Annotated in this window: 19 protein-coding genes; 9 read left to right on the plus strand and 10 right to left on the minus strand. The window is 31.5% G+C overall.

Going from position 1 to position 21,180, the window contains the following annotated elements; all coding sequences use genetic code 11:
- Window positions 1–52 precede the first annotated feature (52 nt).
- From B0A78_RS05780 to B0A78_RS05790, 3 genes are all read right to left on the minus strand, one after another.
- Complete coding sequence (locus B0A78_RS05780; RefSeq protein ID WP_014165315.1) at window positions 53–775, minus strand: DUF2490 domain-containing protein; 723 nt, start codon at window positions 773–775, stop codon at window positions 53–55.
- A gap of 288 nt (window positions 776–1,063) precedes the next feature.
- Window positions 1,064–2,689, minus strand: a complete 1,626-nt coding sequence (locus B0A78_RS05785) for an inorganic phosphate transporter (protein ID WP_097609463.1) — start codon at window positions 2,687–2,689, stop codon at window positions 1,064–1,066.
- Between the two features lie 23 nt (window positions 2,690–2,712).
- On the minus strand, window positions 2,713–3,366 hold the full coding sequence (locus B0A78_RS05790) for a DUF47 domain-containing protein (RefSeq protein ID WP_014165317.1): 654 nt from the start codon (window positions 3,364–3,366) through the stop codon (window positions 2,713–2,715).
- A gap of 162 nt (window positions 3,367–3,528) precedes the next feature.
- Between B0A78_RS05790 and B0A78_RS05795 the strand changes: the two genes are divergently transcribed.
- The 3 genes from B0A78_RS05795 to B0A78_RS05805 all read left to right on the plus strand — a co-directional run bounded on the left by B0A78_RS05795 (window position 3,529) and on the right by B0A78_RS05805 (window position 7,411).
- The gene (locus B0A78_RS05795; protein ID WP_014165318.1) at window positions 3,529–5,172 is read left to right on the plus strand and encodes an acyl-CoA carboxylase subunit beta; all 1,644 of its coding nucleotides are present in this window, start codon (window positions 3,529–3,531) and stop codon (window positions 5,170–5,172) included.
- Window positions 5,173–5,295: 123 nt separating this feature from the next.
- Window positions 5,296–6,936 carry a M1 family metallopeptidase gene (locus B0A78_RS05800; RefSeq protein WP_065213269.1) on the plus strand — a complete coding sequence of 547 codons (1,641 nt, stop codon included), beginning with the start codon at window positions 5,296–5,298 and terminating at the stop codon, window positions 6,934–6,936.
- A 52-nt stretch (window positions 6,937–6,988) separates the two neighbouring features.
- A complete protein-coding gene (locus B0A78_RS05805; protein WP_041253398.1) occupies window positions 6,989–7,411 on the plus strand; it encodes a DoxX family protein in 423 nt (140 codons plus the stop codon).
- A 101-nt stretch (window positions 7,412–7,512) separates the two neighbouring features.
- Here B0A78_RS05805 and B0A78_RS05810 read toward each other — a convergent pair whose 3' ends face one another.
- Window positions 7,513–8,817 (minus strand): NAD(P)/FAD-dependent oxidoreductase, encoded by a 1,305-nt coding sequence (locus B0A78_RS05810; protein ID WP_065213268.1) that lies wholly within the window; start codon window positions 8,815–8,817, stop codon window positions 7,513–7,515.
- A gap of 206 nt (window positions 8,818–9,023) precedes the next feature.
- On the opposite strand from B0A78_RS05810, the gene B0A78_RS05815 reads away from it, so the two are divergent.
- From B0A78_RS05815 to B0A78_RS05835, 5 genes are all read left to right on the plus strand, one after another.
- Window positions 9,024–10,310, plus strand: a complete 1,287-nt coding sequence (locus tag B0A78_RS05815) for an anthranilate synthase component I family protein (protein ID WP_097609464.1) — start codon at window positions 9,024–9,026, stop codon at window positions 10,308–10,310.
- A 320-nt stretch (window positions 10,311–10,630) separates the two neighbouring features.
- The gene (gene tilS, locus B0A78_RS05820) at window positions 10,631–11,938 is read left to right on the plus strand and encodes a tRNA lysidine(34) synthetase TilS (protein ID WP_014165323.1); all 1,308 of its coding nucleotides are present in this window, start codon (window positions 10,631–10,633) and stop codon (window positions 11,936–11,938) included.
- Window positions 11,935–13,950, plus strand: a complete 2,016-nt coding sequence (locus tag B0A78_RS05825) for a protein-disulfide reductase DsbD family protein (protein WP_097609465.1) — start codon at window positions 11,935–11,937, stop codon at window positions 13,948–13,950. The genes tilS and B0A78_RS05825 overlap by 4 nt, the downstream gene beginning before the upstream one ends.
- Before the next feature lie 2 nt (window positions 13,951–13,952).
- The gene (locus tag B0A78_RS05830; protein WP_014165325.1) at window positions 13,953–14,549 is read left to right on the plus strand and encodes a Crp/Fnr family transcriptional regulator; all 597 of its coding nucleotides are present in this window, start codon (window positions 13,953–13,955) and stop codon (window positions 14,547–14,549) included.
- 100 nt (window positions 14,550–14,649) lie between these two features.
- Window positions 14,650–15,342 (plus strand): MBL fold metallo-hydrolase, encoded by a 693-nt coding sequence (locus B0A78_RS05835; protein WP_065213264.1) that lies wholly within the window; start codon window positions 14,650–14,652, stop codon window positions 15,340–15,342.
- A gap of 30 nt (window positions 15,343–15,372) precedes the next feature.
- On the opposite strand, the gene B0A78_RS05840 is transcribed toward B0A78_RS05835, so the two are convergent.
- From B0A78_RS05840 to ruvX, 6 genes are all read right to left on the minus strand, one after another.
- A complete protein-coding gene (locus B0A78_RS05840) occupies window positions 15,373–16,086 on the minus strand; it encodes a hypothetical protein (protein ID WP_014165327.1) in 714 nt (237 codons plus the stop codon).
- Window positions 16,087–16,143: 57 nt separating this feature from the next.
- Window positions 16,144–16,920 carry a nucleoside triphosphate pyrophosphohydrolase gene (mazG, locus tag B0A78_RS05845; protein ID WP_014165328.1) on the minus strand — a complete coding sequence of 259 codons (777 nt, stop codon included), beginning with the start codon at window positions 16,918–16,920 and terminating at the stop codon, window positions 16,144–16,146.
- 100 nt (window positions 16,921–17,020) lie between these two features.
- Window positions 17,021–17,563: a DUF5606 family protein gene (locus B0A78_RS05850; protein WP_014165329.1), complete on the minus strand. Its 543-nt coding sequence runs from the start codon at window positions 17,561–17,563 to the stop codon at window positions 17,021–17,023.
- Window positions 17,564–17,615: 52 nt separating this feature from the next.
- On the minus strand, window positions 17,616–18,197 hold the full coding sequence (def, locus tag B0A78_RS05855; protein WP_014165330.1) for a peptide deformylase: 582 nt from the start codon (window positions 18,195–18,197) through the stop codon (window positions 17,616–17,618).
- 48 nt (window positions 18,198–18,245) lie between these two features.
- Window positions 18,246–19,781 (minus strand): malate:quinone oxidoreductase, encoded by a 1,536-nt coding sequence (locus tag B0A78_RS05860; protein WP_225556195.1) that lies wholly within the window; start codon window positions 19,779–19,781, stop codon window positions 18,246–18,248.
- Window positions 19,782–19,838: 57 nt separating this feature from the next.
- Window positions 19,839–20,255, minus strand: a complete 417-nt coding sequence (gene ruvX, locus B0A78_RS05865; protein WP_065213262.1) for a Holliday junction resolvase RuvX — start codon at window positions 20,253–20,255, stop codon at window positions 19,839–19,841.
- Between the two features lie 85 nt (window positions 20,256–20,340).
- Here ruvX and B0A78_RS05870 point away from each other — a divergent pair, with 85 nt between their 5' ends.
- Complete coding sequence (locus tag B0A78_RS05870) at window positions 20,341–21,156, plus strand: 2,3,4,5-tetrahydropyridine-2,6-dicarboxylate N-succinyltransferase (protein ID WP_065213261.1); 816 nt, start codon at window positions 20,341–20,343, stop codon at window positions 21,154–21,156.
- The last annotated feature ends 24 nt before the right edge of the window (window positions 21,157–21,180 follow it).

The following is a 21,180-nucleotide window of genomic DNA, read 5'->3' on the forward strand; positions in this document are numbered from 1 at the left end:
TAATAAAACATAAGAGGCGCTAAAGCACCTCTTATGTTTTTATAATAAAAAGCTAATCATGATCTGGTGTGGGTGCTTCTACAGGAGCACTATTGGATTTATCAATTGTAAAATTTAAACCACAAAATATAAAATGCAAATTTGTGTTTGTTTTTAAACCAAAATCTCTTTGAAATAAATAACCTAAGGATACTCCAAAATCTTTAGAAAGCTGATAACCTCCTCCTGCATACATTCTGTTTCTTTTTATAACAGGGTTATCTGGGCCTAAAAACAGCTCATCATACGCATTTACAAAAAAAGTATTCGCATCAACTTTCTTATTATTAATAGGTATAATAACATTTATTCGATCTCTGTAACGCTCTGTATTTGTATTTATACCTGTAATAGGATTATGAAAAAGTCTTTTTTCTCCCCTCATTCTATTTTCAAATTTAACACGTCCAATTGTTTTTGCATAAGTATACTGTAGCCAGAAGCGTAATTCTTCGTTTGAAATACTTTTTTCTCTATAATTAGCATATCTTCCTAAACCTAAAAAGGCTTGATTACTTGAATTTATATTATAGCCACTTCCTCCTTTTACTTCATAATAATCAACAGTAGTCAAATCAGCAATTGACCGAGCTTGCAACTCGCCATAAACATACCATTTTTTATTAAATTTATACGTCAACGAAAGTGTAGAAAACCCTGACAAATGTTCTTCGTTTTGCCCTAAAACATTTCCTATACTAAAAACCAGTAACAGGATTAAAAGATTTTTTTTCATGTTTAGCGTTAGATTAAAAAATATTAAATTAAAGTTGTGTGTTGTATATTGAACTGTTGTTCTTTTAACCTAAATTATACGTTAGCCTTTGTGATGAAAACGAAAAGGGCAAAGAAGATAAAAATACAAGTTTTTTTTTCTCACCTCCATAGTTTTACTATATTGAGGATAAAAAATGAAGTACTTTTTAGATTCAAGGTCGTTTTTATGTGTAATAAATTGCTAATGCGTAATCTGGATTAAAAAAAAAGAGGCTAAAAATAGCCTCTTTTTAGAGAAATAATATAATTAATTAAAAACTGACAAAATATAATAAATAATTGCGGCAACTAATGCTGATACAGGAATGGTTAAAATCCAAGCCCAAATTAAATTTATGGTTATCCCCCATCTTACAGCACTCAATCGCTTAGTTGCACCAACACCTATAATAGATCCAGTAATCGTATGGGTTGTAGACACAGGAACCCCCATTTGAGAAACTGTAAAAAGCGTTAAAGCACCTGCTGTTTCAGAACAAACTCCTTCTAAAGGAGTAACTTTGGTAATTTTAGTTCCCATTGTTTTTACGATTTTCCAACCGCCCATCAATGTTCCTAAACCTATCATTAAATAACACCCAAAAGCAATCCATATAGGCATTGTTTTATTCGTAACCTTAGTTTCAACCTTTGCTTTAATCTCTTCTTTTAACCTTCCTTTTTCATCTACGTACTTTGCAAATATTTTAGCATAACGATACGCAGGATTTAATTCTTTGTCTTTAAAAATAACTTCTTTTGTATCAGTATCATGCACATCTTTTTTATCAGTATATACATGTAATGTTTTTAACTGTTTGACTGCTTTTTCAAAGTTACTCAAATCAATATTTTCTTTTTTCAAATGCAAAAGGAAAGGATTACTAGAATTAATTCCTGCAACTAACTTTTCATCTTCATAAATATTTTGTTTTGTAGATAAATCAATAATCTTTTTTCCATCTACATAAATTGTATCTTTATCGAAAATACCAATAGCTGGTTTAAATTTTTTAATTTTACCTTCGTCGTTAGTATATTTTACTTGTAAAACTTCTGTTACTTGTAATAAACTAGGTACTTCTCCTTTTACCTCTCCTCTTCTTACTCCATTAGCATATACAATACAAGCAGCACAAATAATTCCCATTACTTTTTGAGAATCGGCTCCACCGTGACCTAATGAAAAGGCTGCTGAAGACAATAATTGTAATTTTTTATATAAATTACCTTCTTTCATAGCCGTATTGTTTTTACCTACAACTATTTCAAAAATGATAAAAATTAACACAAACGAAGACAATAAAACGCCTATGATCCAAATCATAATGGGCTTGATATCAAAAATATCTTTATAGGCCCAAGTCATATAAACTGTAAAAACAGTTAACAGGATATAACAGAACAATTTTATAAAGAAATTTCTTTGAATTGTCATGAGTGTAATAATAAAGGATATAACTCCCCCTATGATTGGTGCTAAAACAATAAACATCAAGGGCTTTGTAATTTCTTCTAACTTCAACACATCAAAACCTGCGTGCGCTACGGCTGCCCCCGCAAATCCACCAATAAGTGTATGAGAAGAAGATGAAGGTATTCCTAGCCACCACGTTAACAAATTCCATACTGTAGCTGCTAACAAACCTGACAGAATCACCCACAAGTCAATAACCGAGTTATCCACTGTTTTTGCTACTGTATTACCTACACTCATATCAAAAACCCAATAAGCAGCGAAGTTAAATATTGCAGCCCATATTACAGCCTGAGTTGGCGATAATACCTTTGTTGAAACCACTGTAGCAATCGAATTGGTCGCATCGTGAAAACCGTTGACCAAGTCGAAGCCCATAGCTACAACAATTATTATAATTAATAAAGCAAATTCCATTTTTTTAAAATAATTTAGAGCGATTAAGCGTGTTTAACTGAAATTGCTTCTAAAGTTCTAGATACATCTTTACATTTATCTGTTGCTTTATGCAAAGCATATAATACTTCTTTATATTTAATAATGTTAACAACATCTGTTTCATTTTCAAACAATTCAGCTACTGCCTTATCAAATACTAAATCAGCTTTACTTTCTAATTTGTTAATTTTTTTAACAGCACTGTTAATCTTATCTAAATTCTTTAAATCCTTCAACTCTAATACAGCCCCGTTAATATGAGTACACGCTTCTAAAGTGATTTCAGTTAATTTGCGAATGGATTTATTAATTTTAACCACATTATATAAGTTCATACGGTTAGAAGCCGTATATATATTATTAGCTACTTCTGTAATAGTAGTGATTAACATGTGAATATCTTCACGATCAAAAGGAGTAATAAAATTTCTACTCAATTCGATATTCATTTTATGGTTTACATTCTCAATATCTGCTACTAATTGCTCTACTTGTTTGTAGTAATTAGTTCTATTTTCCATTTCACTTTTCCCTATATTTACAGCTTCGTGTAAATTTTCAGATAAAGCAAGTAAATCTGCTGTTGCTTTAATAAATAAAGGATAAAAAGTTGTATCCTTTGGAGAAAAGAATTTCAATACGTCTCTAAATGCCATTTTTAATCAATTTAATTTCAGGTACGAAAATACCCTTCGTATGTTAAGTTAATGTTAACCCAAGATGAATTACATATTAATTCTGTTAACAGTATTTTAACGCTCTTTTTAAATAGTTAAACAGATTTTGTAATTTAGCAGACCGAAATTAAACAATACACTATGGATTTAAACTTCAATAAAAACGAAGATCATAACAGACTTCTACTATCTGAATTAAAACAGCGTTTAGCAAAAGTAAAATTAGGAGGCGGAGAAAAGCGTATTGCCAAACTTCGTGCTGAAGGCAAAATGACTGCACGAGAAAGAATAGATTATTTACTAGATAAAGACACAAATTCAATTGAAATAGGAGCTTTTGTTGGGGAAGGTATGTACAAAGAACACGGAGGTTGCCCATCAGGAGGAGTTGTTATAAAAATGGGCTATATACAAGGCAAACAATGTATAGTAGTAGCAAATGATGCAACCGTAAAAGCAGGCGCATGGTTTCCTATTACAGCTAAAAAAAACTTACGCGCACAAGAAATTGCAATGGAAAACAGATTGCCTATCATCTATTTGGTAGACTCTGCCGGTGTTTATCTACCTATGCAAGATGAAATTTTTCCTGATAAAGAACATTTTGGCCGTATTTTTCGTAACAATGCTTTAATGAGTAGTATGGGAATCACTCAAATAGCAGCCGTTATGGGAAGCTGTGTGGCAGGTGGTGCTTATCTTCCTATTATGAGCGATGAAGCCTTGATTGTTGACAAAACAGGAAGTATCTTCTTAGCAGGTAGTTATTTAGTAAAAGCAGCCATTGGCGAAACAATTGACAACGAAACCTTAGGAGGGGCTACTACACATTGCGAAATTTCAGGGGTAACGGACTTTAAAGCAAAAGATGATAAGGATGCTTTAGACAGAATTAAAAGCATTGTTAGTAAAATAGGCGATTTTAATAAAGCAGGGTACAACCGAATCAAACCCGAAAAACCAGCTTTAGATCCGAACGAAATCTTTGGAATTTTACCAAAATCGCGTACAGAACAGTACGACATGATGGAAATCATCAAGCGTTTAGTCGATAATTCTGAATTTGATGAATACAAAGCAGGCTATGGTCAGACGATCATCACAGGTTATGCTCGCATTGATGGATGGGCGGTAGGAATTGTAGCAAATCAACGTTTGATAGCTAAAACCACGGGAGCCAAAACAAAACCTAGTGAAATGCAATTTGGAGGTGTTATTTATTCTGACAGTGCTGATAAAGCAACTCGATTTATAGCAAACTGTAATCAAAAAAAGATCCCTTTAGTATTCATGCACGATGTAACAGGATTTATGGTAGGCTCTAAGTCTGAACATGGAGGAATTATAAAAGACGGTGCTAAAATGGTAAACGCCGTATCTAACTCTGTAGTTCCTAAATTTACAGTCGTAATAGGCAATTCTTATGGAGCTGGCAACTATGCTATGTGTGGGAAAGCCTATGACCCTCGACTCATATTTGCTTGGCCGAGTGCTGAATTAGCCGTTATGGGAGGAGCACAAGCAGCAAAAGTACTTACACAAATAGAAGCCGCCTCGTTAAAAGCCAAAGGCGAAGAAATTACTCCAGAAAAAGAAGAAGAACTATTCAATAAAATAAAATCACGTTACGACGAACAAGTTTCTCCTTATTATGCTGCTTCTCGTTTGTGGACAGATGCTGTTGTAGACCCTCTTGAAACTCGTACTTGGATTTCTATGGGAATAGAAGCTGCTAATCATGCTCCTATAGAAAAACCTTTTAATTTAGGAGTCATTCAAGTTTAGTTATAAAAAAACTACATCTATGTTTCTTAATTATTCATAGTCTATTTAAAACATCCAATAATAAATTATTTTTTTATTAAAACTCATAAAAATCTACCTTTACGCGGTAGATTTTTTTTTATTATGAGAAAATATATTTTATTATTATTATTCCTTTTTTTAAAAACTCAACCTATATCAGCACAGCTAACTGTAGCCAAAGAACAATATAGCCATCGAGACTCTCTACAAGGAGGATTACGAACAGAACGCAGCTGTTTTGATGTACAACGTTATGATTTAAACATCAAAATCAATATTGATCAAAAATCAATAATAGGTTATAATGATATTACTTTTAAAGTAGTAAACCATACTTCAAAAATTCAAATTGATTTATTTGAAAACATGAAAATAGATAGCATCCTTTATGACAACCAAAAACTGAATTACAAACGTGATGAAATAGCTACTTTTATCTATTTTCCTAATACACTTCCTAAAGGAAGCACCCAAAAAATCAGATTCTATTATTCCGGAAATCCTAAAGTAGCCAAAAGAGCCCCTTGGGATGGTGGTTTTACCTTTACTCATGATCTAAACAACAAACCTTGGGTGGCTGTTAGCTGTCAAGGATTTGGGGCTAGTTCTTGGTACCCCGTAAAAGATTCACAAAGTGATGAGCCCGATTTAGGAGCTTCTATTAAGGTGGCCGTTCCCAATGGACTCATGAATGTATCTAACGGACGATTTCTAGGAAATGAAAATCTGAAAAATGGCTATACTCGTTGGGATTGGGAAGTTAAAAATCCTATTAACACCTACGACATTACTGTGAATATAGGCGATTATGTATTAATTGAAGATCATCATAAAGGCTTAGATCTAAAATATTATGTCCTACGAAATAATGAATCAAAAGCACGAAAACACTTTGAAGAAGTAAAACCTATGTTGGATTGTTTTCAATCAAAATTTGGCGAATATCCTTTTAAGGAAGATAGCTATAAGTTAGTAGAAAGCCCATATTTGGGAATGGAACATCAAAGTGCAATAGCATACGGAAACCAATATAAAAAAGGGTATCAAGGGAAGGATTTATCAGGAACTGGGATTGGACTATTATTTGATTATATAACGATACATGAAACAGGTCATGAATGGTTTGGCAATAGTATAACAAGCAAAGACATTGCTGATATGTGGATACATGAAGCCTTTACTATGTATTCCGAAATAGTTTTTATAGAATGTCTATACGGATATGAAAAAGCACTAGAATATTGCAAAGGACTTCGTATGAACATAGCTCATGATCGTCCGATGATAGGAGATTTTGGGGTAAACAAAGAAGGAAGCGGCGACATTTATTATAAAGGAGCTAATATGCTTAACACTCTACGTCATGTTATAGGCATAGATAAATGGTGGGATATTTTGTTAAATTTCTCTAAAAAATACAAAAAACAAATTATCGAAGGAAAAACAGTAATTGATTTTTTTAACAAAGAATCTAAGATGAATCTAACCCCTATATTTAATCAGTATCTAAAATACACCACTATTCCCCTCTTAGAAATTCAAAAAAAAGACCGTACATTTGAAATTAGATGGGTTACGGAGGAGCCTAATTTTAAAATGCCTATCGAACTCTTTATAAAAAGTAAAAAACAAACGATCTTGGTTTCCAATAATTGGCAAACGATTCCTTTTGATATAAATAAAATAAGCGACATACAACCCAATGAAAACGCTTTTTATATAAAATATAATCCAAAAAATTAAAATAATAAGCTGATTTTTAGTATTTTAGATGCAATTTTATAAACTAACAGCTATGGAAACAGTAAAAAATTTGAATAAGTGGGCAAATGCGCACACTTATTATTCATTGGATTTGTTGAGAATTTTTGTAGGTATTTTTTTATTCATGAAAGGGGTTTCTTTTATGACTAATACCCTTTATTACACACAATTAATTGAACCCATAAAAAATTTTGGTGGTGGAATGCTAATTGTACATTATGTCATGGCAGCTCATATAATGGGTGGAATTATGATTGTATTTGGGTTATTAACACGTTGGTCCATTATAGCTCAAATTCCTATTCTTTTGGGCGCATTCTTAATTAATTTTATCGACCAAATGAATCCTACAAATTTAATTTTATCGTTCTTTTTACTATGTGTTTGTTCTTTCTTTCTTTTTTATGGAAGTGGTAAACACTCTGCTGATTATTACTTTAAAATGGGACAATGATAATTTAAAAAAGATATCATCATCTTTACATTCTCTAAAAAAGTGATTAGTTAATATAAAACGGCTTAAGTTTAAAAAAAATAAACTTAAGCCACAATTCACTAAATCTCGTCACTAGTAAATGTAATAAAACTTTTCTTTTTGTAAGGACGAATAATCAAACGTCCTTCTCGATCAAAGCGAATGTAATTATAAACCCAATTTAAAAAAACAACCGCTTTGTTTTTAAATCCAATCAATGAAAACAAGTGAACAAACATCCATACAAACCAAGCAAAAACGCCATTAAAATGGCATTTAGGTAAGTCTACAACAGCTAAATTCCTACCAATAGTTGCCATAGAGCCTTTATCATCATATACAAAGGCTTTCATAGATTTATTTTGTTGTAAATTAAGTAGATTATCTGCTAATAAATCCCCTTGCTGTATGGCAGGTTGTGCCATCATAGGATGTCCTTGCGGATACAATTCACTTTCCATAGAAGCAATATCTCCTATGGCAAAAATATTTTCAAATCCTTTTACTTGATTAAATTCGTTTACTCTTATGCGTTCTACTCGTTCTACAACAGATTCTTCTGGCAAACCATGTATACAAGCTCCTTGAACCCCTGCTGTCCAAATAACCGTTGCCGCATCTAAAACAAGGTTTGTATTAGTCGTAATTGTGCGTCCATCATAATTTGTTACACGTACATTTTTCCAAATTTTAACACCCAATTCTTTTAAAAAATTTTCAGAAGCTATAGACGATTTTTCTGTCATTGTATTGAGTATCCGATCGCCACTTTGTATTAAATGAATCTGCATTTTTTGAATATCTAAATCGGGATAATCCTTTTGAAAAATGGCTTTTTTCATTTCTGCCAAGGCTCCTGCTAGTTCAACTCCTGTTGGTCCTCCTCCTACCAAAACAAAATTCATCAAAGCATTTCTTTCTAGTTCATCTTTCGTTAAAACAGCCTCTTCAAAATTTTCTAAAATTAAACTACGAATATTTAGTGACTGCGGAATGGTTTTCATAGACATTGAATTACGTTCAATTTCTTTATTCCCAAAATAATTCGTTTTAGATCCAGTAGCAATAACCAAATAATCATAATGTATATCACCTATTTCTGACAAAACTTTTTGATGATTAGGATCTATCTCCTTTACAGTAGTCAATCTAAAGTAAAAATCCGTACATCCTTGAATAACTTTACGAATAGGGTACGCTATAGAACCTGCTTCTAATCCTCCTGTAGCAACTTGATACAATAAAGGCTGAAATGTATGATGATTGTGTTTATCAATCAGTACAACTTGAAAATTTTTATTTCTTAGTTTTTTGGCTAACGCAATACCTGCAAAACCACCACCAATTATAACAACTCTTTTCTTTGAACTTTGTGGAATATTCATTAGTTAAAGGACTTGATATTTTTAAAGCTTTAAAATTAAGAAATATCTCTATAAAAAGATTATTAAGAGGGCTCTAAATCTTTTCTACAAATTATTTATTACTACTGCTTATCTAATCTTTTATATACTTTAACAACTATTTAAAGCGTTCTGATTTTCTATTCTGTAAAGTATGTAATATTTTAGCCTTTTGAAAAAAGTATATTGTGAGAATCTTAAAAAAAATAAAAGTTAATCCTATAGCTATAAAAGAAAAATTACTTCTTTGGGCAGAAAATTTCCGTGAAGTAGCCTATCTAAACAGTAATAATTATCCACAACAATATAGTTCTTATGACTTAATTGTTGCTGTAGATGCTTTTACTTCCCTAAAAACGGACTATCTTAATGCTTTTGATGATTTAAAACAATACCAACAACAAACCAATGATTGGCTATTTGGTTACTTAGCTTATGACCTAAAAAATGATATTGAATCACTAAATTCTAAAAATCATGATGGATTAAATTTTTCCGATTTATTTTTTTTTCAGCCTAAAAAGATATTTTTCTTAAGAGGAAATGAACTAGAAATTGCTTATTTAAATATGTGCGATGATGAAATTGATTCAGATCTTGAAGAAATTTTAGAAAAACGAAAAACGAAAAACGAAACTCAAAAATCTGAAATCACAATCCAACAACGTGTTTCAAAAGAGCATTATATAAAAAAAGTGAACCAAATGTTAACTCATATTCATAGAGGCGATCTTTATGAAGCTAACTTTTGCATGGAATTTTATGCTAAAAACGGTAAAATCATTCCTTCCGAAATTTTTCAAGAATTAAATAAAATTTCTGAACCTCCTTTTGCTTGTTTTTTTAAAAATCATATCCATTATTTGCTATGTGCTTCTCCTGAGCGTTATATAAGGAAAGAAAATCAAAAAGTCATCAGCCAACCTATTAAAGGAACTTCTAAACGATTTGAAGATCTCATTTTAGATACAAATTCTAAAACTGAATTAGAACAGAATCCAAAAGAACGGTCTGAAAATATTATGATAGTGGATTTAGTCCGAAATGATTTAGCTCAAACAGCTACAAAAGGTTCTGTACAAGTAGAAGAATTATGTAAAATTTATTCTTTCAAACAAGTACATCAAATGATTTCAACGGTTATTTCTGAAGTAAAAAGCACAACTAATCCTGTTGATATTATAAAAACCACTTTTCCTATGGGAAGTATGACTGGTGCTCCTAAAATTTCGGCTATGCGGATTATAGAAGAATTAGAAGAAACCAAAAGAGGTTTGTATAGTGGAGCCGTAGGCTACTTTACTCCTTCTGGTAATTTTGATTTTAATGTAGTCATTCGCAGCATTTTATACAATTCTAATACTCATTATCTTTCTTTTTCTGTGGGCAGTGCTATTACCGCATTATCTGACCCTGAACAAGAATACGAAGAATGTTTATTAAAGGCTAAAGCCATGCGTGAAGTATTAAGTTAAAAAAATAAATATTTTTATAAATCCATCAAAAAGTATTTATTTTTTTACAATTTCTCTCTAGCATCCTATTTACTTTCATAGTTTGCCATTAAAAAATGAATTATGTTATTCCTATTACTTCTATACGGGTTCCAACAAAACCTAAACAAAATAAGAATAAGCTTTTCTACAAATCTTTTGATTATAAAATATAAAAACACTCAATGCGTAATTTAAACACCTATATTGTATGAAATTTTAAAAAGAGATCTATACTCCTAGTTTAGGTTTTTTTATAATTTCAATCTCAATTATTACTAATAAAATTCAATGAACAAAAAATGCTGATACAATTACAGAATCATATTAATCAAAACCTTCCCTTTTTAAATGATAAAAAATTACTTCTAGCTGTTAGTGGTGGTATTGATAGTATGATTTTATTAAACTTGTTTTCAAAATTAAACTTACAAATAGCTATTGCACATTGTAATTTTCAATTAAGGGGTGATGAAAGTAATAAGGATGAAGAATTTGTAAAATTTGAAAGTCAAAAATTAAAAGTTGAAAGTTTTATTAAAAATTTTGAAACGCAAATATATGCGAACGACAATAAACTTTCTATTCAACAAGCAGCACGCGAATTACGCTATAATTGGTTTTATGAATTATTAAACACGCAAGGATTTGATCATTTGCTAACCGCACATCATTTAGATGATTCGTTAGAAACATTTTTAATCAATTTCACCCGTGGTACAGGTATTGAAGGACTAACAGGAATCCCACAAATCAATGATAAAATTATACGTCCTTTATTAATTTTTTCTCGTGAAGAAATTGAAAAATACGCAGCAGAAAATAATATTCAATGGAGAGAAGATGCAAGCAATGCTTCTGATAAATATTTCAGAAATAAAATTAGACATCACGTAGTTCCTATTCTAAAAGAATTGAATACGAATTTATTAAGTTCTTTTCAAAATACACTTAAAAATTTAAAACAAACTGAATCTCTTGCAAGTCATTCTATTTATAATAAATTGGAAGAAATAGCAATTAAAAAAGAAGACGACATTTATTTTGATGTTGTAAAATTACAAACTTTACCAAATTATAAAGCCTATTTATATGAATGGCTCAAATCGTACGGCTTTCATGATTGGGATGCTATTTATGACTTAGTAGAAAATCAATCGGGGAAACAGATTCTTTCCGATCACTACCGATTAATAAAAGATAGAAATATTCTTATTCTAACTAAAAAACAAACTTCTCTTACTTTAGAGTTCTTTATTTCTAAGGAAACTAAATACATTGAAAATCCAATAAAATTGCGTTTTTGTAACTCAGGTTACAATACAATACCTACAAAATCTTCTATTTTTGTAAACAAGGAAACGTTAAAATTTCCTTTAAAACTTAGAAAATGGCAAAAAGGTGATTATTTTTATCCATCTGGAATGAAGGGTAAGAAAAAAATAAGTAAATACTTTAAAGATGAAAAATTTTCATTAGTTGATAAAGAAGATACTTGGCTTTTACTTTCAGACGACAAAATTGTTTGGGTTATCAATCATAGAGCTGATAATCGTTTTATTGCCCATTCAAATACAAAAAACATATTAAATATAATTTTCACAGAATGAAAAAATTACTAGCCTTTTTATTTTTTATAAGCTCTTTAGGTGCTTATTCTCAAATACTAAATCCAGTAAGCTGGAAAACAAGTGTACAAAAAAAATCAGACACTGAATTTATTATTACTTTCGATGCAAAAATAGAACACGAATGGCATCTATTTTCACAGTTTACGCCTGATGGTGGATCTTTACCTACTGTTTTTACTTTTAAAAATGCAAAAGGAAATTACCAATTAGTTGGCAAAACCTCTGAAAGTGCTTATAAAAAGGTATATAGTGAGGTTTTTGAAGTAGATGAATATTTATTTGAAAACAAAGCACAATTTAAGCAAACAATAAAACTTATTAATCCTAAAAACACGAATGTAAAAGTATATGTTGAATATCAAGTATGTAAAGAAGCTTGTATACAACAAGACAAAACATTTGATATACAATTACCCCTAACAAACACAGAAGCGGCAAAAGAAGACGTTGCAAACACAGAAGTAACACCAAAAGACACAACTAATAAGATAATTGCTGTTCCTTTGATCACAAAAGAAAATAAGCCATCAGCTATTGACACAAACAATAGCTCTACTACAAAAACGGAAGATAACGATAAAAGTCTTTGGACGATCTTTTTATTAGCATTTCTAGGAGGATTTGCTGCTTTACTGATGCCTTGTATTTTTCCGATGATACCAATGACGGTAAGTTTTTTCACAAAACAAAGCAAAACAAAAGCAGAAGGTATAAGAAATGCCATTCTATACGGATTGTCAATTATTGTTATTTACGTAATCCTTGGTTCTTTAATAACAGGTGTTTTTGGTGCAGAAGCTTTAAACGAATTATCAACAAGTGTTTGGTTTAACTTAATCTTTTTTGGATTATTAATTGTATTTGCCCTTTCTTTTTTAGGCGCGTTTGAAATTGTTTTACCAAGTTCTTGGGCAACAAAGTTAGATTCACAAGCGGATAAGGGAGGAATCCTAGGAATTACATTCATGGCTCTAGCTCTTGCGGTGGTTTCTTTTTCTTGTACAGGGCCTATTGTAGGAACATTGTTAGTAGAATCTGCTACAAAAGGAGGAATTGCTCCTATCGTTGGAATGTTTGGTTTTTCTTTAGCTATTGCACTTCCCTTTATGCTTTTTGCTATGTTCCCTGGATGGTTAAACACTTTACCCAAATCAGGAGGATGGTTAAACACCGTAAAAGTTTCTTTAGGATTTTTAGAATTGGCTTTTGCTTTTAAATTTTTATCTAATGCGGATTTAGTTTTACAAAAGCATCTATTAGAAAGAGAATTATTCCTAGCTATTTGGATTGGTATTTTTGGTGCTTGGGCACTGTATTTATTTGGTAAATATATGTTACCTCATGATTACGAAAAAGCTGATAAAATTGGTATTGGAAGACTCATAATGGCTATTATTGTTACCTCATTTACTTTTTATATGATTCCTGGGTTATGGGGAGCTCCTCTTAAAATTTTAAGCGGATTAACACCTCCATTAAATTATGCGGAAAGCACTAATGGTTTAGGTTCTTCTTCCGCTGCTTCAAAAGCAGAATTACCTGAACACGCACATTACGGACCGCATAACATTGTTACTTTTGACGATTACGAAACAGGTTTAGCATACGCAAAAGAAGTTAACAAACCTGTTCTCCTAGATTTTACAGGAGATGCTTGTGCTAATTGTAGAAAAATGGAAGATAACGTATGGTCTAACCCTGAAGTATTATCTATCTTACAAGAAAAAGTTGTTATCATTTCTTTAGTTTGCGATCGAAAAATTGAATTGCCAAAAGAACAACAATACGTTTCAAAAGCAACAGGTAAAGAAATCATAACAATTGGTAATAAATGGAGTGATTTCCAAATTACGAGATACAAAAGCAACTCTCAACCCCTTTATGTAGTTTTAGATTCTGATGGAAATGACTTGTCTAAACCTATTGGCTTTTCAGGTATTGATGAATATAAATCTTGGTTAGAAAACGGCATCAATAATTTTAAAAAATAATTATGAATCCCCAATTAATACAAAATCATTTAAAGGAGTATTTAAGTTCTCTCCACATTTTAAATGAAGATGAAATTAATTGGGGATCTTCTTTTTTTAAAATCATTATTCTAAAAAAAGAAGATTTTTTTATCAAACAAGATGAGCCTTGCTTGCTCTTAGGTTTTATTGCAAAAGGAATGGTCAAAGCTTACTCTGTAGATGCTTACGGTAAAGAAAACATTTATTGTTTTGGTATTGAAAACGATTTTGTAACTATTTTAACTAGTTTTCAAAATAAAACACTTTCTACAAAAAATATACAAGCAATAGAAGATAGTTTATTACTTACTATTACCTTAGAAAATTTAAACCTGCTTATTAAAAAAAGTACTAATTGGGGAAAAGTTGCACAACATATTATACAAAAAGAGTATTTAGAAAAAGAACGTTTTTTACAACTTTTTCATCATCAATCAGCAAATTTAAAATTTAGAAACCTAATTAAGTTTTATCCTTTCCTTCTTACCCGAGCTAAAACAGAAGATATAGCTTCCTTTATAGGAATTACTACTCGTACATTAAATAGGGCTAAACTACATTTTTATCAAAAAGAATAAGACAAATGTCTTTTTTTACTCATTTTTTCTGTTCTATTTTCGTCTCATATAAATTTTAAGATTCATTTTTGAATATTTACCCCAAAACACTCCTTTTTATATGATAAAAAAAATAGCACCCGAAGTATTTCATATTCCTTTATTACCCCGAAATAGTGTAAACTGTTATATTATAGAGGGAGTATTAGTAGATGCAGGCATAAGAAGTTCTTTTTCTAAAATAAGAAAAGCAACAGAAGAAATCCCTATTTATGCACACGCGTTAACACATGCTCATCCTGATCACCAAGGCGCATCGCAATTAATTTGTCATACTTTAGACATCCCTTTGTATTGTCATACAAAAGAGGTAGAAAGAGCTGAATCTGGATTGGCAACTAAAGATTATCCTTCGCCTAAAAATATGATTTCTTTATTACAACAAAAATTTTGGTCAGGGAAAGGAATGAAAGTAAATAAAACACTTAGAGAAGGAGATTCTTTGGGCGAATTTAAGGTAATTGAAACGCCTGGACATTCTGATGGACATATTGCTTTTTTTAGAGAAAAAGATGGTGTTTTAATTGCTGGTGATGTAGCTACAAACATGAACCTAATTACAACTCAAAAAGGTTTGTATTTACCTCCTTATCTATTTACTTCTAATCCTAAAGAAAATCTTTATTCTCTACAAAAAATAGCCAAACTCAATCCACATATCTTATGTTTTGGACATGGCCCTGTTTTTTACAATCAGGATAAAAAATTTGAAAAATTTGTAGCCAAAGGATTTGAAAAACATTTACCCATGTAAACTTTTCAGTAAAAATAGTAAGACAATTTTTTATTTTTTTTCTATTGTCTTACTATTTTTAACAATTCTTGTGATATTAAATTTTGCTTTAAACCCTGTAGCCAATCCCCATTTATCGCCCATCAAAATTTTAGATTGACTATCTGTAAACAAAAATTCCCCTGTATTAGGAGTAAAAGTTCCTTCGTTTAGAGCTTCAATTTCTATATGATTAATCCCTTCTGTAAGGTAAATTATTATTTTTTTTCTAAATCCTTCTAAATATAAATAGTCAGTCACATTTTTGCCATTTACCCAAACTTGAACCTGATCTCCATCTACCTCTCCGAAATCTCGATAGTTTAAGGTTATGGTTTCTGAATCTATAGTAAAATCTCCAAAATATTGATGTTTTCTAAAAGCTTTTGGATCCAAAACACCTTCTTTAATCTGAGGCTTTAGCTTATCATTCATTTTTTCTGCATATAGCTTTCCTAGGTCTAGATCACTACCTCCTCCCGTCATCTGCATTTCTTTATCTGTTTTGGGAGGATCATATTTTTTAGGAGGTACTTTGAATAATTTAGGTTCAAAAGGTTTATTTAATGAATATTGAGGAGCCGTTTCTTCTTTGCCTTTATTTTTATTAGGTTCGGGAATATCTATTCGCGGTATTTTTAACGAAGGCAATCGTTTGCCATCATTTTGCGCTTTCAGCTTGAAACATACAAAAACTACAATTATAAAAATTTGGTATCGCATCATACGGATATATCAAAAATCATTCCTTTTTAAAGACTTATTCTTTTTTAAAATAGTTTTTTAGGGCATACGTTTGGCTTCTTCCCAAAAAACATCCATCTCGGCAAGTGTCATATCCGAGAGGTTTTTACCCAGTACTTTTGCTTTTTGTTCTAAATAGGTAAACCTTTTGATAAATTTTTTATTCGTTCTTTCCAAAGCGTCTTCTGGATTAATATTTAAAAAACGAGCGTAATTAATCATTGAAAAAATAACATCTCCAAACTCTGCTTCTATTTTATCTTGATTTCCTTTTTTTACTTCTTCTTGTAATTCTTGTAATTCTTCTTGTACTTTATCCCATACTTGGTATGGTTCTTCCCAATCAAAACCTACTCCTTTGACTTTATCTTGTATCCTACTGGCTTTAACCATGGCGGGCAATGATTTAGGTACTCCTTGTAGAACTGATTTTTTACCTTCTTTAAGTTTGAGTTTTTCCCAATTTTGTTTCACTTCTTGTTCATCTGCTACTTCTACATCTGCATAAATATGAGGATGGCGATGAATGAGTTTATCACAAATAGCGTTGGCTACATCCGCTATATCAAAATGTTGGGTTTCACTTCCTATTTTTGAATAAAAAACGATATGAAGTAATAAATCTCCTAGTTCATTTTTAATTTCATTTAAATCATTATCTAGTATAGCTTCTCCTAACTCATAGGTTTCTTCTATGGTCAGATGACGCAAACTTTCTAATGTTTGCTTTTTATCCCATGGGCATTTTTCTCGAAGTTCGTCCATAATATCCAATAAACGATTAAAAGCTTGTAGTTGTTCTGAACGTGTATTCATGTCGTTTTTTTATAGAAAATAATAGATTTACTAAATAACAAAAAATCCTGCATTTGTTGTTCAAATACAGGACTTATATTTTTGTTAAAATTACAACTGATTATTCTTCAGATTTTGTTTTTTTTGTTGCTCTTGGTTTCTTTGGTTTTTCTTCTTTTTCACCAGTAGTTTCTTCTTTTTTAGCTTTAGTTGCTCTCGTTTTTTTAGGTTTTTCTTCAGCTACTTCTTCTTTTTTAGTTTCTTCTACTTTTACTTCTTCAGCTAAAACCACTAATCCTTTAGCTTGTAATATATTATACCAGTTCAAGATTTTTTTTACATCAGAAGGATATACTCTATCTTGATCATAATCTGGCAACACTTCTCCAAAATATGCTAATAAAGCGGCTTTATCCTCTTTTAAACGAGGGGCTTCACCACCATTTTCTTTTTTGGCAATAGCACTCATTACTTCTACTAATGGTTTTTCTTCTGAGTAAGTATATACTGATATTTCAGATAATAAACTTACATTACTTTGCATACCCACTGTTACTTTTTTACCATCAACTAATGATTCTGCTACAAAACCAGTTCTTGTTTGCATTTTTAAAGCATATAAACCTGGCTTTCCTGAAATGGCTAATATTCTTTCTAAATTCATTTTGTTAAATTATTTTTATTGCTCCTCAATTGGGAGGGCAATTATATTACTTTTATTTCATTTTTGCAAAACGCATACGGTAATCAGGTCGAGCCTTTCCTTCCATAATGTTTTGTAATTTCTTTTTAATTAAGGTTTTTTTAAGGGTTGAAATTTTATCGGTAAACAAAACGCCTTCTATATGATCGTACTCGTGTTGAATTACACGTGCCACCAATCCGTCGTATACTTCTGTTTTCTTTACAAAATTTTCATCAAAATATTCGATAGTTATCCGTTCATGTCGATATACGTCTTCACGGACATCTGGAATACTCAAACAACCTTCATTAAAAGCCCATTCTTCTCCTTCTTCTTTCAGTATTTTGGCATTAATAAAAGTTTTCTTAAACCCTTTTAATTGTGTTGCTTCTTCTTTAGATAAGTCTTCTGTATCACTAAAGGGTTCTGTATCTACAATAAACAACCGAATAGCTAGACCTACTTGCGGAGCTGCCAGTCCTACACCGTGTGCCTTGTACATAGTTTCGTACATATTAGCAATTACTTCTTTCAAATTAGGATAATCCTCTGAAATATTTTCACCTACTTTTCGTAATACAGGATCTCCGTAACCTACAATTGGATATATCATTCTTCTATTTTTTCAAAATAAATCAAGGACGCAAAAGTACGAATAGTTTTAAACATTTAATTTTAAAACTTCATTTGTTTTTTGACGAATTTCTTTGACCATTTGCGTATTTTTATTTAGCTCTTGACCATAAGAAGGTATCATTTCTTTTAGTTTGGTTTGCCAAGCATTACTTTTCATTTTTTGAGGAAAACATTTTTCGAGTAATTCAATCATGATTGAGGTAGCTGTTGATGCTCCAGGAGAAGCTCCTAGTAATACAGATAATGATCCATCGGCGGCAGCTACAACTTCTGTTCCGAATTCTAAAACTCCGTTTCCGTTTTTATCTTTTTTTATAACCTGAACTCGCTGTCCTGCTGTTTCTAATACCCAGTCTTCTTTTTTTGCTGAAGGAACATATTCTTTCAGGGCTTTCATTCTATCATTAGTAGATTGAAATACTTGTTCTATTAAATACTTAGTTAAAGGTATATTTTTAATACCTGCTTGTAACATGGGCTTAATATTATCCATTTCTATGGATGAGATCAAATCAAAATAAGATCCATTTTTTAGGAATTTGGTTGAAAAACCTGCATAAGGTCCAAACAATAATTCTTTTTTCCCGTTTATGACCCGTGTATCTATATGAGGTACAGACATAGGCGGTGCACCCACTGAGGCTTTGCCGTATACCTTTACATCGTGTTTTTTGATTACTTCTTCGTTAGTACATTTTAACCATTGTCCGCTTACAGGAAATCCCCCATAACCTTCTCCTTCAGGAATATTGGCTTTTTCTAACAGTAATAATGATCCTCCACCTGCTCCAATGAATACAAATGGTGTGTAAATTCTTTTCTTTTCACCAGTAGTGAGATCCGTTATTTTCAAACGCCACTTTCCTTCTTCTTTTTTACGCAACTTTTTAACTTCGTGATTAAAATGTATGTTCACTCCATCTAACGTTTCTAAATATTTGAAAAGATTTCTTGTTAAAGCACCAAAGTTAACATCAGTCCCATATTTCATTGTTGTGCATGCAATATCAGTATTGGATTTACGTCCTTCCATTATTAATGGAGCCCATTGTTTGATTATTTCTGGATCTTCTGTATATTCCATTTCCTTAAACAATTCATATTGTTGTAAAGCTTCAAAACGTTTACGTAAATAGGAAACATTTTCTTTACCCCATACAAAACTCAAATGTGGAACAGACTTGATAAAAGACTCTGGATTGGCAAGTAATTCTTTTTCAACTAAGTATGCCCATAGCTGACGTGATACTTCAAAAGCTTCTGAAATTTTAACTGCTTTTTTTACATCTACCGTTCCGTTTTCTAATTCTGGAGTATAATTAAGTTCACAAAATGCGGCATGTCCTGTTCCGGCATTATTCCAAGCATCAGAACTTTCGGCGGCTGCCACGTCTAAGCGTTCAAAAATTTCAATCTTAATATCAGGTTGTAATTCCTTTAATAACAAACCTAAAGTAGCGCTCATAATTCCAGCGCCAATTAACACTACATCTGTTTCTTGATTTTGAGTTGTTGCTGCCATTCTAGTAAATTGTGATGCAAAGATACATCGTAAAAGTATTATTTTTTTACAATTTTTTTAGGTAACGAATTAATTCTACAAAAATTGTAAAGAATGTTAAATCATTTTTCTAGTTAAATAATCTTTCAGCATAATAGTTGCTGAAATTTCATCTATTAATGCTTTATTTTGGCGTTGTTTCTTCTTAAGACCACTATCAATCATGGTTTGAAAAGCCATTTTAGATGTAAATCGTTCATCTACTCTTACTATTTTTACTTCTGGAAATTGATCGCTAAACTTTTGCACAAAAGCTTCCACCAAAGGAGCACTTTCCGAAGGCTGTCCATTCATTTGTTTAGGATCGCCAATCAAAACTTTTACAACTTTTTCTTTTTCAAAATACGTTTTCAAAAAATCTAAGACTTCTGTAGATGCTACTGTAGTAAGTCCTGAAGCAATTATTTGAAAATCATCCGTTACAGCAATACCTGTGCGTTTTAACCCGTAATCTATCGCTAAAATCCTTGACATGAATTAAAAATTTCAACAAAAATAGCTAAAACTTTGATTTTTGCTTTGGTTCAAATCATTTATATTTGCTAAAAATATAAATCACATGCAAAATTTACAGAATATAATAGAAAAAGCTTGGGAAGACCGATCTTTACTACAAGATGACGCTACACAAGAAGCCATTAGGGAAGTAATTAATTTACTTGACGCAGGAACATTAAGAGTAGCAGAACCTATTTCTGATGGATGGCAAGTAAACGAATGGGTAAAAAAAGCGGTTGTTATGTTTTTCCCCATTCAAAAAATGGAATCTTTTGAAGTGGGTATTTTCGAGTACCATGATAAAATGCCTTTAAAAAGAAATTATGCTGAAAAAGGGATTCGAGTAGTTCCTAATGCTGTAGCAAGACACGGAGCGTATATTTCATCAGGTGTAATTATGATGCCTTCTTATGTAAACATAGGTGCTTATGTAGATGCGGGTACAATGGTAGATACATGGGCTACAGTAGGAAGTTGTGCTCAAATAGGAAAGGATGTTCACCTTAGCGGTGGCGTAGGTATTGGAGGCGTATTAGAACCGTTGCAAGCTGCTCCTGTGATTATTGAAGATGGTGCTTTTATTGGCTCTCGTTGTATTGTTGTGGAAGGAGTTAGAGTAGAAAAAGAAGCTGTTTTAGGAGCTAATGTTTGTCTTACTGCCTCTACTAAAATCATAGATGTAACGGGTCCAGAACCTGTAGAATACAAAGGCGTTGTTCCTGCTAGAAGCGTGGTTATACCTGGTAGCTATGCTAAAAAGTTTGAGGCAGGAGAATACCAAGTTCCTTGTGCATTAATCATTGGAAAGCGTAAAGCATCTACTGATTTAAAAACATCTTTAAACGATGCTTTAAGAGAATACAACGTAGCGGTATAATCTTAATTAATAGCATAAAACATT

The organism is Flavobacterium columnare NBRC 100251 = ATCC 23463, assembly GCF_002530675.1.
In the GTDB taxonomy this organism is placed as follows: domain Bacteria; phylum Bacteroidota; class Bacteroidia; order Flavobacteriales; family Flavobacteriaceae; genus Flavobacterium; species Flavobacterium columnare.